This window comes from Sinorhizobium mexicanum (assembly GCF_013488225.1).
Classification (GTDB): domain Bacteria; phylum Pseudomonadota; class Alphaproteobacteria; order Rhizobiales; family Rhizobiaceae; genus Sinorhizobium; species Sinorhizobium mexicanum.
Map to the genome: position 1 here is coordinate 574,592 of NZ_CP041241.1, position 13,643 is coordinate 588,234.

Annotated in this window: 13 protein-coding genes; 10 read left to right on the top strand and 3 right to left on the bottom strand. The window is 62.2% G+C overall.

Going from position 1 to position 13,643, the window contains the following annotated elements; genetic code table 11:
- Positions 1–68: 68 nt before the first annotated feature.
- The 3 genes from FKV68_RS26950 (at position 69) to FKV68_RS26960 (ending at position 2,964) form a co-directional block, all read left to right on the top strand.
- Entirely contained in the window at positions 69–848 is a 780-nt protein-coding gene (locus tag FKV68_RS26950) for a FadR/GntR family transcriptional regulator (RefSeq protein WP_180943915.1), read from the top strand.
- A 47-nt stretch (positions 849–895) separates the two neighbouring features.
- Positions 896–2,044: a galactonate dehydratase gene (gene dgoD / locus FKV68_RS26955; RefSeq protein WP_180943575.1), complete on the top strand. Its 1,149-nt coding sequence runs from the start codon at positions 896–898 to the stop codon at positions 2,042–2,044.
- A 140-nt stretch (positions 2,045–2,184) separates the two neighbouring features.
- Positions 2,185–2,964, top strand: coding sequence for an SDR family oxidoreductase (locus FKV68_RS26960; RefSeq protein ID WP_180943576.1), 780 nt, complete (start codon positions 2,185–2,187; stop codon positions 2,962–2,964).
- Between the two features lie 131 nt (positions 2,965–3,095).
- Here FKV68_RS26960 and FKV68_RS26965 read toward each other — a convergent pair whose 3' ends face one another.
- A complete protein-coding gene (locus FKV68_RS26965; RefSeq protein WP_180943577.1) occupies positions 3,096–3,386 on the bottom strand; it encodes a DUF982 domain-containing protein in 291 nt (96 codons plus the stop codon).
- 242 nt (positions 3,387–3,628) lie between these two features.
- A complete protein-coding gene (locus tag FKV68_RS26970; RefSeq protein ID WP_180943578.1) occupies positions 3,629–3,880 on the bottom strand; it encodes a DUF982 domain-containing protein in 252 nt (83 codons plus the stop codon).
- Between the two features lie 432 nt (positions 3,881–4,312).
- Between FKV68_RS26970 and FKV68_RS26975 the strand changes: the two genes are divergently transcribed.
- From FKV68_RS26975 to FKV68_RS26985, 3 genes are all read left to right on the top strand, one after another.
- The gene (locus FKV68_RS26975; RefSeq protein ID WP_180943579.1) at positions 4,313–5,410 is read left to right on the top strand and encodes a DUF475 domain-containing protein; all 1,098 of its coding nucleotides are present in this window, start codon (positions 4,313–4,315) and stop codon (positions 5,408–5,410) included.
- A gap of 278 nt (positions 5,411–5,688) precedes the next feature.
- Complete coding sequence (locus tag FKV68_RS26980; protein WP_180943580.1) at positions 5,689–6,132, top strand: universal stress protein; 444 nt, start codon at positions 5,689–5,691, stop codon at positions 6,130–6,132.
- A gap of 298 nt (positions 6,133–6,430) precedes the next feature.
- Positions 6,431–6,778: a hypothetical protein gene (locus tag FKV68_RS26985; protein ID WP_245181736.1), complete on the top strand. Its 348-nt coding sequence runs from the start codon at positions 6,431–6,433 to the stop codon at positions 6,776–6,778.
- 17 nt (positions 6,779–6,795) lie between these two features.
- Here FKV68_RS26985 and FKV68_RS26990 read toward each other — a convergent pair whose 3' ends face one another.
- Entirely contained in the window at positions 6,796–7,545 is a 750-nt protein-coding gene (locus tag FKV68_RS26990) for a YoaK family protein (protein ID WP_180943582.1), read from the bottom strand.
- A 357-nt stretch (positions 7,546–7,902) separates the two neighbouring features.
- Between FKV68_RS26990 and FKV68_RS26995 the strand changes: the two genes are divergently transcribed.
- The 4 genes from FKV68_RS26995 to FKV68_RS27010 all read left to right on the top strand — a co-directional run bounded on the left by FKV68_RS26995 (position 7,903) and on the right by FKV68_RS27010 (position 13,636).
- Complete coding sequence (locus FKV68_RS26995; RefSeq protein ID WP_180943583.1) at positions 7,903–9,672, top strand: type I secretion system permease/ATPase; 1,770 nt, start codon at positions 7,903–7,905, stop codon at positions 9,670–9,672.
- On the top strand, positions 9,669–10,985 hold the full coding sequence (locus tag FKV68_RS27000; protein ID WP_180943584.1) for an HlyD family type I secretion periplasmic adaptor subunit: 1,317 nt from the start codon (positions 9,669–9,671) through the stop codon (positions 10,983–10,985). Before FKV68_RS26995 ends, FKV68_RS27000 begins: the two co-directional genes overlap by 4 nt.
- 378 nt (positions 10,986–11,363) lie before the next feature.
- On the top strand, positions 11,364–12,278 hold the full coding sequence (locus FKV68_RS27005) for an MBL fold metallo-hydrolase (RefSeq protein ID WP_180943585.1): 915 nt from the start codon (positions 11,364–11,366) through the stop codon (positions 12,276–12,278).
- A 395-nt stretch (positions 12,279–12,673) separates the two neighbouring features.
- On the top strand, positions 12,674–13,636 hold the full coding sequence (locus tag FKV68_RS27010) for an MBL fold metallo-hydrolase (RefSeq protein ID WP_180943586.1): 963 nt from the start codon (positions 12,674–12,676) through the stop codon (positions 13,634–13,636).
- The last annotated feature ends 7 nt before the right edge of the window (positions 13,637–13,643 follow it).

Genomic DNA, 13,643 nt, shown 5'->3' on the forward strand with positions numbered 1-13,643 from the left:
CGGCGCGCTGTCGCCAGCCCCGGCGATCTGCGCTATGGAGCATCGACTTGATCAGCGTGGGGAAGGCGATGGCAGCGGAAGGGCAGGAGCATCAGGGTATCGTGGCGGAACACCCGCAGCGCCGTCCTCGCGTCCAGAAGAACACTACGCGCGCCATTGCCTCCGACATCTGCGCCGAGATCTTCCCCGTCGGCACCTTCCTGCCTCGCGAAAACGATCTCTGCGAGCGCTATGGCGTCAGCCGTACCGTGATCCGGGAATCGCTTAAGATCCTCGAATCCAAGGGCATGGTGCGCGGCCGCTCCCGCGTCGGCACGGTCGTTTGCAACAAGGAAGAGTGGAACATTCTCGATTCGCAGGTTCTGGAATGGATCGGCGAGCGCATCTTCGAATTCGATCTGCTGAACTGCATTCTGGAAGCGCGCCGGGCGATCGAGCCGGCGGCGGCGGAATTCGCAGCCGAGCGTGCGACGGTGCAGGAAATCGCCGATCTTGACCGCGCCTGGCGCGATATGCGTGACGGCGAGCGCGACGTCGCGGGCTTCACCGAAGCCGACGTCGCCTTTCACACCTGCCTTCTGAAGGCGAGCCACAACCAGGTCTTCCTGCAACTCGTCGGCATCATCCAGGCGGCGCTCAAATTCTCGCTGCACGCGTCGAACGAAGCCGCCGAACGCCGGGACGAGGCCATCGACATCCATGGTGAGCTGGTGGAGGCGCTGCGCATGCGCGACAAGGCGGCTGCGCGCGACTGTTCGATGCGTATGCTGAACCTTGCGGCACGCGACCTTGCCGCGGCCGTCAAACGGCAACGGCCCGCAGGGGCCGGTCTCCTGAACAACCCCTGAAGCGGGCATCCCGCCCGTTTGCTCTTCCCCCCAATGGACATCACGTCATGAAAATTACCAAGCTCACCACCTATATCGTTCCGCCGCGCTGGCTGTTTCTCAAGATCGAAACCGACGAGGGCATTGTCGGCTGGGGCGAGCCGGTGGTTGAAGGCCGCGCGCTGACCGTCGAGGCGGCCGTGCACGAGCTCGCCGACTATCTCGTCGGCAAGGATCCGTTCCTGATCGAGGACCACTGGAACGTGATGTATCGCGGCGGCTTCTATCGCGGCGGCGCCTTGCACATGAGCGCTCTTGCCGGCATCGACCAGGCGCTCTGGGACATCAAGGGCAAGGCCCTCGGCCAGCCGATCCACCAGTTGCTCGGCGGCCAGTGCCGCGACAGGATCAAGGTCTATTCCTGGATCGGCGGCGACCGGCCGAGCGACGTTGCACGCAATGCCAAGGATGTCGTCGCCCGCGGGTTCAAGGCAATCAAGCTCAACGGCTGCGAAGAGCTGCAGATCGTCGACAGCAACGAGAAGATCGATAAGGCCGTCGCGACCATAGGCACTATCCGCGACGCGATCGGCCCGCATGTCGGCATCGGCGTCGATTTCCATGGCCGCGTGCATCGGCCGATGGCCAAGGTACTCGCCAAGGAACTCGAGCAGTTCAAGCTGATGTTCATCGAGGAGCCGGTGCTGTCGGAAAACCGGGAGGCACTGAAGGAGATTGCCAATCATTCTTCGACGCCGATTGCGCTTGGCGAGCGCCTCTATTCCCGCTGGGACTTCAAGTCGGTCCTTGCCGATGGCTATGTCGACATCATCCAGCCCGATCTTTCGCATGCCGGCGGCATCACCGAGTGCCGCAAGATCGCCGCGATGGCGGAAGCCTATGATGTGGCGCTCGCGCCGCATTGCCCGCTGGGACCGATCGCGCTCGCCGCCTGCCTTCAGGTCGATGCCGTCAGCTACAACGCCTTCATCCAGGAGCAGAGCCTCGGCATCCATTACAACGCCGCCAACGACATTCTCGATTACATCTCCAACAAGGAGGTGTTCCGCTACGAGGATGGTTTCGTGTCGATCCCGCAAGGGCCAGGCCTCGGTGTCGAGGTCGACGAGGCCTATGTCATCGAGCGCGCGCGGGAAGGCCATCGCTGGCGCAACCCGATCTGGCGCCACGAGGATGGCAGCGTCGCCGAGTGGTGACGCGATAACGGGCGGATCTACAGCGCCGCGCGTCTTATCAGACGCGCAAAGGACGCTGTAGCACTTTGAATTAGTGCATGTTTTATCCTTAAATCGGATCCGATTTAAGGAAACATGCAGTAGAAAGTGGAGGAAAGATCATGGGCAACCGGCTCGACGGCAAACGCATCGTCATAACGGGCGCCGCCCAGGGGATCGGCCTTGCCATGGCCGAGATCTTCCACGGTGAGGGCGCCAGCCTCTTTCTGATCGACCGCGATGGGACGCTTCTGGAAAAGGAAGCAGAAAGACTCCGGGCCGAGGGCGGTACGGTCTCCTCGGCGGTCGCCGACATTACCGATGCTCCCGCAATCGCTGCGGCTTTTGCCAGGGCGGAGAAAACCATCGGGCGCCCCAACGCGCTGGTCAATAACGCCGGCATTAACGTCTTCGCGAAACCACTGGCGACGAGCGAGGAGGACTGGCAGCGCTGCTTCGACGTGAACCTCAAGGGCGCCTGGAATTGCTGCAAGGCCGCACTCCCGGGCATGATCGAGGCGGGCGGTGGGGTCATCCTCAACATCGCCTCGACGCATGCCTTCACCATCATTCCGCATACCTTCCCCTATCCCGTCGCCAAGCACGCCCTCATCGGCATGACGAAGTCGCTCGGGATCGAATATGCGTCGAAGGGAATCCGGGTGAACGCCCTGGCTCCAGGCTACGTGCTAACGCAGAAGGTGATCGACTACTGGAACAGCTTTCCCGATTCGGCAGCGGCCGAAGCGGAAACGATGAAGCTGCATCCGGGCGGACGTATCGCGACGCCGGACGAAATCGCCCGCGCCGCCCTGTTCATGATTTCCGATGAGTGCACGTTCATGAATGCCACCTGCCTGACCGTGGATGGCGGCCTTAGCGTGCTCCATCATCCGGCCTGATAGGCGGTTCCCGGCGTCGCCGCGACAAGGGCAGCGTGGTCGGCCAGTCTGCTTCGACAGCAGTTCCGCTGCCGGGCGGTTATTGAAGGTCGTGTGCCCACCGTCTCCCTGGGTATTGGGGCGGGACGCCTTCATTCCAGGGGCCGATGTCCGTCTTTCCCTTCCTCGGACGCCTGACCTCCAAGGATCGTCAGAAAGGCCTCCCTCGAGGCGCAAATGAAGGCCGCACGCGCTTCCCCCGGGCTCTTCCGGTGTTTTAGCGCCGCCTCGCAGGCGCGCATCGCATAGCCGTAATAGGCGCCACCTCGAACGGGCCATTCACGCTCCAAACATTTCATTGCGTCGAGCGGTCCGACGACCGTGCGACATTTCCCGTCCAGCATGCTGATACTGACCGGCACGCCCCATGGAATCTCGTACATCGCTTTCCTTTCCTGTCCCCGAGTGGGGGCATCGGCGCGGGGTGAGGAACGAGCGAAACGGGTTTCCGCGCATCCCGCGAGCTGGAATGGTTTGGGCCATTGGGCCCGAATGACTTTGAACCGGCTCCTGCCGGATTACGCCGAACGACTTTTAATAACGTGTGGCATCATGGTTTCCGAAAGATCGACTTTCGGGCTGATGCTCTTGTGCGGCGGAGCCACAGCGTCCGGGTTGCGAATGCCTATTGACTCCGGATGGAGAGGTGCGCCTCTTCGGCAGCCTTGATAAATGCCCTGCGGGCCTTCTCGGTCTTGACCTTGCCCTCGAGGGCCTGCAGGCAGACCCGTTTTGCGGCGGCAAGGGCACGCCCATCCTGATGGGGCCAACGCAGCATCAGGCACTCGACGGCCTCGCGCGTGCTCTTCACGTCGCGGTATTTGCCTGCGTCACCGAGTTCCAACTGGACACTCCTGTCCCACCAGAAACTGTGCATGGCGTGTTGCCTCACAGGGTTGTTATCGTTGGAATTCAAACCCTTTGGGGGCGGCTTTGGTTCCATCCGTAACATGTGAACCGTGCGATATTATCGCGCAATTGCCGCTTCTGCGCACGCCCTATGAGACGGCGCAGTAGTGTGCCGGTCACGTGCCCACCTCTTGACGAGACGCTTGCCGCTGCTAAGTAAGAAACGATCCCGCCTTTTAGACATCGAACCGCGGGACGAACATTGGTGCCGGGCCCCTCTGGCGAGAGTTTTACGGCGCTCTCGTGATGTCGGTACCGCCAGCAAATGAGCCGGCGGATTAGCTACCATGAAAACTCAACTCATGCCCAACGCATGCGCCTGTTCGGCTGTGCGCTTTTTCCCTACTGAAGATCTCTCGTTTGCAATCGCCAAGGCGCATCGTGCCGGGGAGGGTCGTCCATGATCCAGTCCCGTTCGCACACGACCAGCCTCGGCTATTTCAAGTGGGCCTTTATCGTGACGGGCCTCGGTCTGCTGCTTGGCGTCTGGCTCGGCTGGCAGTCGACCGGTACTTTCAGCGGCACCATGACCGTCTTCTTCATCTGCGCGGTGCTCGCTGTTCTTGAAATTTCGCTCTCCTTTGACAACGCCATCGTCAACGCCAACAAGCTCAAGGACATGACGCCGGTCTGGCAGCACCGGTTCCTGACCTGGGGCATCATCATTGCCGTCTTCGGCATGCGTATCGTCTTTCCGCTGCTGATCGTCGTCATCGCCGCCAATATCGGGCCGATTGACGCGGTCATCCTGGCGGCGGTGCGCCCCGAAGAATACGCCCGCATCATGAACGACGCGCATCTGCCGATCGCCGCCTTCGGCGGAACGTTCCTGATGATGGTCGGTCTCACCTACTTCTTCGATCAGGAGAAGGACGTGCACTGGATCGCCTGGCTGGAGCGCAAGATGGCACGCTTTGCAACGATCAAGGGCATCGAGATCGCCTTTGTACTGAGCATCATCCTGGCGTTCTCGTCCTTGCTCGAAGCCGAGCATGTGCACACCTTCGTCTACGCGAGCATCTATGGTCTGCTTACCTTCCTTATCGTCGAGGTTGTCGGCGGTCTGCTCGATGCTTCTCAGCAGACGATGAGCGCGGCGGCGAAGGGTGGTTTCGGTGCATTTCTCTACCTGGAGGTGCTCGATGCCAGCTTTTCGTTCGACGGCGTCATCGGCGCCTTCGCCTTGACGCAGAACCTGTTCATCATCGCGATCGGTCTCGGCATTGGCGCCATGTATGTCCGCTCAATGACTATCATGCTGGTCGAGAAGGGCACGCTCAACGAATATCGTTACCTGGAGCATGGCGCGTTCTACGCGATCCTGATCCTTTCGGTGGTGATGTATTTCCAGACGCTGATCCACATTCCGGAGGTCATCACCGGTCTGGGTGGCGCGGGCCTCATCGGCCTTTCGCTCTGGTCGTCGATCCGTCACAATCGGCGCCACGCAGAGGTCAATGAAAACGGGCCGAAGCAGCGGTTTCGCGTCGAGGCCTGAGAGCGAGGCAAGGCGCCGCTGCATTTATCCTTAAATCGTATCCGGTTTAAGGATAAAAACTGCAGCATTTCAAAGCGCTACAGCGTCCTTTGTGCCTCTGATGAGACGCGCGGCGCTGTAGAACCGTTGTCGAGAAACGGCCCGGCGGGATAACCGCCGGGCCGTTTCTGCTGTGGTCGGGTGCGGTTCAACGAGCGGTGCCTAAGCCCCTTGATCTGGGTCAATGTGACTGACGGCGATTCGGTTAGCCTGAATTCCGAAGTCAACGGGAGGTTTTCATGTTCCGCAACATTCTCATCCCCACCGACGGTTCGCCGCTCGCTACGCTCGCCCTGGATGCCGGCATTGCCTTTGCTAACGAAGCCGGAGCGAAGATCACGGTGTTGACCGTTATGGAGCCATTCAATCTCTTTTCGACTGATGCGGAACAGCTCGCCAGCACGAAAGAGGACTATGAGGCGTTGTCCCGTCAGCATGCCGGGGAAATACTTGCCGCCGCTACGGCGAAATCCGAGCAGGCCGGCGTACCGTGCGAAACGGATCAGGCCCGCAGCCACGAGGTCTATCGTGCGATCATCAACAAAGCGGACGATATCGGCGCCGATCTCATCATCATGGCGTCGCACGGCCGCGGCGGCGTCGGCGCCCTGATCATCGGTAGCGTCGCCGCGAAGGTGCTGACGCATTCGACGATCCCGGTGCTCATCTATAGAAACAAATAGCGAGCGAAGCGGTCAAACCGCCACGAATTTTCTCCAGTTTCCCAGGTTTTCGGCCCGGCGTCTCAACAACGCCGGGATTTTTTTGCCGTTGCCGGAAAAGCGTCAAAGTTTCGCGTAATGGGGTGTGTGCCCGGTGGACGGCTGCGGGGGCACCCATCCGTTCGACCTACCGCATGTTTCCTTAAATCGTAGCCGATTTGAGGATGAAAACATGCAGCAATTCAAAATGCTACAGCGTCCTTTGTGCGTCTGAGAGGCGCGGCGCTGTAGGTCGGCGGTCATGAAACGGCGGGGAGGGATGTCTTTGAGCGTCAATCCGAACGATCTTGCGCTTCTTGCGGTGATGCGGCGCTATTTCCTGGTGAAGGACGAAGTCAACGTCCTGAAGGCCCGTCTGGAGGCCGCCCGGAAGGACGTCGCCGAGGAAATCAGCCGCTTCTACGATCCTCGCACGAATGCGACCCATGCCGAAGACATTCTGACATGGCACCGGCTCAGGAAGGAGATGGATGAATTGATGAGCCTTGCCGCGACCTGGGGCAGGGGCGGCAACATCGAGACCCAGGAGCTGGCGTCGGAAGCGTCGGCGGAACCGGCTGCGGCCAACATCCCCTCTTTTCTCGATGTCCGGCCCTCATTGGATTGAGGTGACGGGCGATCCGTTTATCGCTTCAAGGCAGACCGCACGTCCTCGATCACGGGGAGCGCCGCGATGAGCATCAGGGGCGCGGCAAGAAAAAGCGCCGCAGAAACGCCCAGTTTGTTGAAGAGAAGAGCGCCGCAGATCCCGCCGACCAGGAAAAGCCCGATCAAGGACGTGAGAAGGCGCAACTTGCGGCGGTCGGCGCGGACATGCAGTCTGGAGCTCTTGGCGCTGTCGCAGTTCCAGTAGATAAGCTTGCCGATCTCGATGCCCGTGTCGGTCACCAGGCCGGTCACGTGAGTGGTGCGGATTCTTGCGCCGGAGAGCTTCGTGATGATGGCGTTCTGCAGCCCCATGATGAAGCAAAGAAGCATTATCGTGGCCGATACGGCGATACTTTCGCTGAGGTGGAAAAATGCCCCGCTTATCGCGAAGCAGATGAGCAGGAATGCCTCGAACAGCAGCGGAAGCGCATATTCTGCCTGCAACTCCAGCCGTCGGCCCCAGTTGATAAGGATGGCGGAGGTGGCAGCGCCGGCAACGAAGGAGAAGAGCGCGGCAAGGCCGGCAACAACCAGTGCAATATTGCCAAGGACCATGTTGTCCGCGATCGCCGAGACGATGCCCGACATATGCGACGTATATTGATTAACAGCCATGAAGCCGCCAGCATTGGCAGCCCCAGCGACGAATGTCAGGTAGAAGGCGAGATGGCGATCGGTCGCCTCGTTGCGTTCCTTCGCAGTCAGGTTGCGGAGATAGTATTTCATGTTCGGTCAATGGTGCCGAAAAATATCGGATTGGAGGACGGGATGTGCGATTCATCCGATAGCACAAGATCGGTGCCGCTGTCCGTCCGATCTTGCGTTTGGTATGGTGTTATCGCAGGCGTGCTTGCGCGGCGGGGATATACTGAGGGGGCGCCAAGGAACGGCCGCCGAGCGGCCGGAGTGACATGCTCGTTGCGCCGGAATGCGCGGTCATGCACCCCCGGTCCGACAGCAGTCAATATTTAAGCTTTCGAAGGGATCATTGTTTCCCGGGGAACAACTCTACATTGCTGCCTCTGGATAGATCGGTCAGCAGATTTCAAGCGGCCCGATGGGCCGGCGCGGAGATTTCAGTCAGTGCCTAAATCAAAAGCAGCATCAAATCGAACGAGCATCGATCCCGCGGAAGCGTTGCGCGGCTGCCGCGCGGCCTTCATCGGCGTCGGTATCGCCAGCGCGCTCGTCAACATTCTCTATCTCACCGGCTCGTTCTTCATGCTTGAAGTCTACGACCGGGTTCTGCCGAGCCGAAGCATTCCGTCACTGATCGCGCTCTCTTTCCTGGCACTGCTGCTCTACGGCTTCCAGGGCGCGTTCGAGCTGATCCGCGGCCGCATGCTGGTGCGTATCGCCGGCGCCCTCGACGAAACGATGAGTGGACGGATCTACCGGGCGCTCGTCAAGGCACCCTTGAAGCTTAGGATGCAGGGAGATGGTTTGCAGGCGCTGCGTGATTTCGACCAGGTGCGGTCCTTCCTGTCGGGCGCTGGTCCGGCCGCCCTTTTCGACCTGCCATGGCTGCCCTTCTATATCGCCATCTGCTTTCTCTTCCATCCCGTTATCGGCTTCATAGCGATCGGCGGCGGGCTGATCCTCACGCTGCTGACTTATCTCACCAATAGCGGCACCCAGGCGCCGGCCAAGAAGGCGGCGGAGGCGGGAGGGCTGCGCAACGCGTTCGCCCAAGCGTCGCAGCGCAATGCAGAGGTCGTTCAGGCCATGGGCATGGCAGGGCGGATGACCGACCGCTGGGAACGGCGCAACGAGGAATTCCGCGTGGAAAACCGCCGCACATCCGATATCGGCAATGGCTATGGCGCAGTGTCGAAGGTCTTCCGCATGGCGCTGCAGTCCGGTGTGCTGGCGGCGGGCGCGGTTCTGGTTATCAAGGGCGAGGCCTCGCCGGGCATCATCATCGCCGGCTCGATCCTGACGGCACGCGCGCTTGCGCCCGTGGAGCTCGCCATCGGCAACTGGCGCGGTCTCGTCGCCGCGCGGCAGAGCTGGCAACGGCTGAAGGACCTGCTCAAGGCACTGCCGGAGGCCGAGGCGCCGCTGGCGCTGCCCGCCCCGCGCGACCGCCTGAGCGTCGAGGGACTGGCGAGCGGACCGCCGGCGGCCCAGCGGTTGATCTTCACCGACATCAGTTTCACCGTTCGCGCCGGCAGCGCGCTCGGCGTCATCGGTCCGAGCGCGTCGGGCAAGTCGTCGCTCGCCCGTGCGGTCCTTGGCGTTTGGCCCGCCTATCGCGGTTCCGTGCGGCTCGACGGCGCGGCTCTCGACCAATGGGACAGCGATGCTCTCGGCAAGCATATCGGCTATCTGCCACAGGACGTGGAACTTTTCGCTGGAACGGTTGCACAGAATATCTGCCGTTTCGCTGAAGACGCCACGCCCGAGGCGATCGTTGCGGCTGCCACGGCGGCGCGCGTCAATGACCTGATCCTTCGCCTACCGAACGGCTATGAAACCGAAATCGGCGAGGGCGGCACTGCGCTTTCGGCCGGACAGCGCCAGCGCATAGCGCTCGCCAGGGCGCTTTATGGAGAGCCCTTCCTCGTCGTGCTCGACGAGCCCAATTCCAACCTCGACGCCGAAGGCGAGCAGGCGCTCAGCGAGGCAATCATGAATGTTCGCGCCCGCGGCGGCATCGTTGTCGTTATCGCGCATCGGCCGAGCGCGCTTGCGAGCACCGACCTCGTGCTGATGATGCAGGACGGGCGCATGCAGGCCTTCGGACCGAAGGATGAGGTGCTGGGCAAGGTGCTGCGCCGGGAACGCGTGCAGCAGGCGGAGCGGCCGGCGCCGCTCAAAATTGTCGGGGACGGCCAGGAGGTGGCAAAATGAGCGACGGGATGAAGCAGATGTTGACTGCCCGCCGCTCGCTCGGGCGCCACATGATCGCGGTCTCCACATTGGCTATCGCCCTTGTCGTCGGCGTGGGCGGCTGGGCGGCGACGACGGAGCTGTCGAGCGCGATCGTTGCCGGCGGCGTCGTCGTGGTCGATGACAATGTCAAGAAGGTCCAGCACCTGACCGGCGGGATCGTCGGCGAACTCCTGGTCCGCGAAGGTGACCGGGTCCATGCGGGGCAGGTGCTGATCCGTCTCGACGGCACCACCGTTCGCGCCAATCTGGCGATTGTCGAAAGCACCCTGGCGCAACTCTATGCCCGCCGCGCCCGGCTTCAGGCCGAGCGCATCGGCGCCGTCTCGTTCGAAGTCGACAAGGATCTCGACAAATTCATCTCCAGTGCCGCGGCGACGAAGCTCGTCGATGGCGAACAGAGACTCTTTGCCAGCCGCCGGTCGGCGCTCATCGGCATGAAGGACCAGCTTGCCTCCCGAAAGGCGCAGTTGGCCGACGAGATCGAAGGACTGACCGTTCAGCTGCAGGCGATCGAGGACGCGCTCAAGCTGATCGCGGAGGAACTGACCGGTGTCGATTCGCTCTACGGCCAGGGCCTGGTGCCGATGCAGCGTGTAACGACGCTGAAGCGCCAACGCGCCGAACTCGAGGGTGACCGCGGACAGCGCATCGCCGCCCGTGCCCAGGCGCGTGGCAAGTCCAGCGAGATCGACCTGCAGATCCTCCAGCTCGACGAGGATCGGCGGACTGAGATCTCAAAGGATCTGACGGATGTCGAGGCGAAGATCGCCGAATACGAGGAGCGGCGGACCGCCGCATCCGACCAGTTGCGTCGGCTCGATATCACGGCGCCGCTTTCGGGCCGAGTCTATCAGCTCGGAGTGCATACTGTGAACGGGGTGGTCAATCCCGGCGAAACGCTGATGCTCGTCGTGCCCGAGGCCGACGATCTGACGGTAGAGGCGCGCGTTGCGACCCATGACATCGACCAGATCCATGTCGGCCAGCCGGTCGAAATCCGCTTCAGCGCCTTCAATCAGCGCACGACTCCCGAGGTCGAGGCGGAGGTGGCAACGATTGCGCCGGACCTCGTCACCGACGAGCGCACTGGCGCAAGCTACTACCCTTTGCGCATCCGGCCGAAGAAGGAGAGCCTCGCCAAGCTCAATGGGCTGTCGCTCTATCCCGGCATGCCGGCCGAGGTGTTCATCAAGATCGCCGATCGCACCGTGATCTCCTACCTGACGAAACCGCTCACCGACCAGATGAGGCATGCGTTCCGGGAGGATTAGTCCGGCGCGATTCAAGGGGAGGTGCGCAACGGTTTTCCATCCCGAACTGGTTGCGCACGGAGCAAGCTAATTCCGAGTTCAGCGGCGCGTGCCGGCCCACGGGGCCGGCCGCGGGCCTCAAGCCAACGCTGAGCGCGAAGCAGCGTTCGGCGGGCCAGAGCGTCTACTCCTTCATACCAGCCTCTTCACCACCAAATCTTCGCTGCGGTCCATTGGGCCACGGCTACCTATCCTCATGTGTAGCTCGACCGCCAACACGCTCCAACATAGCGTTCGCGACGTGGCTCGCGACCGACACGTGTCGGCCACGCAGAACAAGAAGCACATCATGTCGCAGGCAGAACCAAACCCCGTACGATTGGTAAGCAGGAGACAAACATGAGCTTGGACAACATCTCACACGTCGGTAGACCGGTACCCGACGAGCTGGTTCCGTCGCGCTACGCCGTGCCGGTCGGCGAGATTGACGTGCTGGTGATCAGCGATGGCGTGCTGACGCCACCCGCCGAGTCAATGGCCACCAACGCCGACCCGGCCATCCGGGCGGCCTGGCTGGACGACATGTTCCTGTCGCAGGACGCGTTCGATTGGGCACTGAACGCTGTCGTAGTGCGCAGCGGCGGCCAGACGATACTCATCGACAGTGGTCTAGGGGAGGAATATCCGGACTTCCCGCGGGCCGGGCAATTTGTCCATCGACTGGAGACCGCCGGCGTCGATCTCGCGTCCGTGACCGACGTTGTGCTGACCCACATGCACTTCGACCACGTTGGCGGGCTGCTCGTCGAGGGCGTGAAGGACCGGCTGCGCCCGGACCTGGGGGTCCACGTGTCCGCCGCAGAGACCAAGTTCTGGGAGTCGCCCGATTTCTCCCGCACCGCCATGCCGCCGGCGCTTGCGGATTTGGCACGGCGAGCATCCCTGCAATTCCTGGACGAATACCGCAGCCATCTGCGGACGTTCGAAGAGGAGTCCGAGGTGGCACCGGGCGTGGTCGTCACTCGCACCGGCGGCCACACGCCTGGGCACAGCGTTGTCCGCATGAAGTCTGGCGGCAACCGGCTGATGTTCGCCGGCGACGCCCTGTTCCCGGTCTCGTTCGACCACCCCGAGTGGCACAACGGTTTCGAACACGACCCGGAGGAGGCGACCCGCGTGCGGCTCCGTCTCATGCGGGAGTTGGCGGACACGGGCTCGTTGCTGGTGTCCACGCACATGCCGTTCCCCTCGGTCGGCCATGTGGCGGCCGCCGGCAATCTCTTTCGCTGGGTACCGGCCTGGTGGGACTACTGACCGCTTGTTGGGTTAGGATCGAACAACTGCATGATTCCTTAAGTTGGAAGGATTAATCGCTAAGCAATTCAACGCGCTGCGGCGACCTTTGAGCGTCCGATCAGGCGCGCGGCGCCGTAGCGCGCTCGCGGGGCTCCTCACGGACAGCTTGCGCAAGAGACCCCATCGATCTCGGCCTACATTTTGGCAACCTACCCCGCATCGCTTTCCGGCAGAGCGAAATGAAAGAGGGCGCCTCGGGGTTCATTAGGCGTCACACAAATGGATCCGCCGTGGGTTTCGAGAATCGTCCAGGTCAAAGCTTCGTTGCGGTCTACACAGGCCACGACGCTTCCACATGCCGTCCGACGTCGCTCGTGACGACACGCCTCGATCACACAAAATAGGAGTACATCATGTCGCAGGCAGAAACAAAACGTCGAACGATTGTGCAGCAGGAGAAAAACATGAGGTCGGGCACCTCACACCCCGGTAGACAGGGTCGCGACGAACTGGTTCCGTCGCGCTACGCGGTGCGGGTCGGCGAGATTGACGTGCTGGTGATCAGCGACGGAATGATATGGATACCGGCCGAGGCGATGGCCACCAACGCCGACCCGGCCGTCCGCGCGGCGTGGCTGGACGACAGGTTCCTCCCGCAGGATGAGCTAGATTGGGCATTGAACGCGTTCGTGGTGCGCAGCGGCGGCCAGACGATACTCATCGACAGCGGGCTCGGAGGAGAATACGCGGGCTACCCGCGCGCCGGGCAGTTTGTCCATCGACTGGAGGCTGCCGGCGTCGATTTCGCGTCCGTGACCGACGTGGTGCTGACCCACATGCATTTTGACCACGTTGGCGGGCTGCTCGTCGACGGTGTGAAGGACCGGTTGCGTCCGGACCTGCGTGTCCACGTGTCCGCCGCAGAGACCAGGTTCTGGGAGTCGCCCGATTTCTCCCGCACCGCCATACCGCCGGAGTTTGTGGAGGTGATTTGCCGGGCGTCCAGGCAGTTCCTGAACGAGTACCGCAGCCGTATCCGAACCTTCGAGGAGGAGTCCGAGGTGGCGCCGGGCGTGGTCGTCACTCGCACCGGCGGCCACACCCCAGGGCACAGCGTGGTTCGGCTGGCATCCGGCGGCGATCGGCTGATGTTCGCCGGCGACGCCCTGCTCCCGGCCTCGTTCGATCACCCCGAGTGGCACAACGGTTTCGAACACGACCCGGAGGAGGCGACCCGCGTTCGGCTCCGTCTTATGCGGGAACTGGCGGACACCGGTTCGTTGCTGGTGTCCACGCACATGCCATTCCCTTCCGTCGGCCATGTGGCGGCCGCCGGCAATCTCTTTCGATGGGTACCGGCCTGGTGGGACTACTGACCGCTTA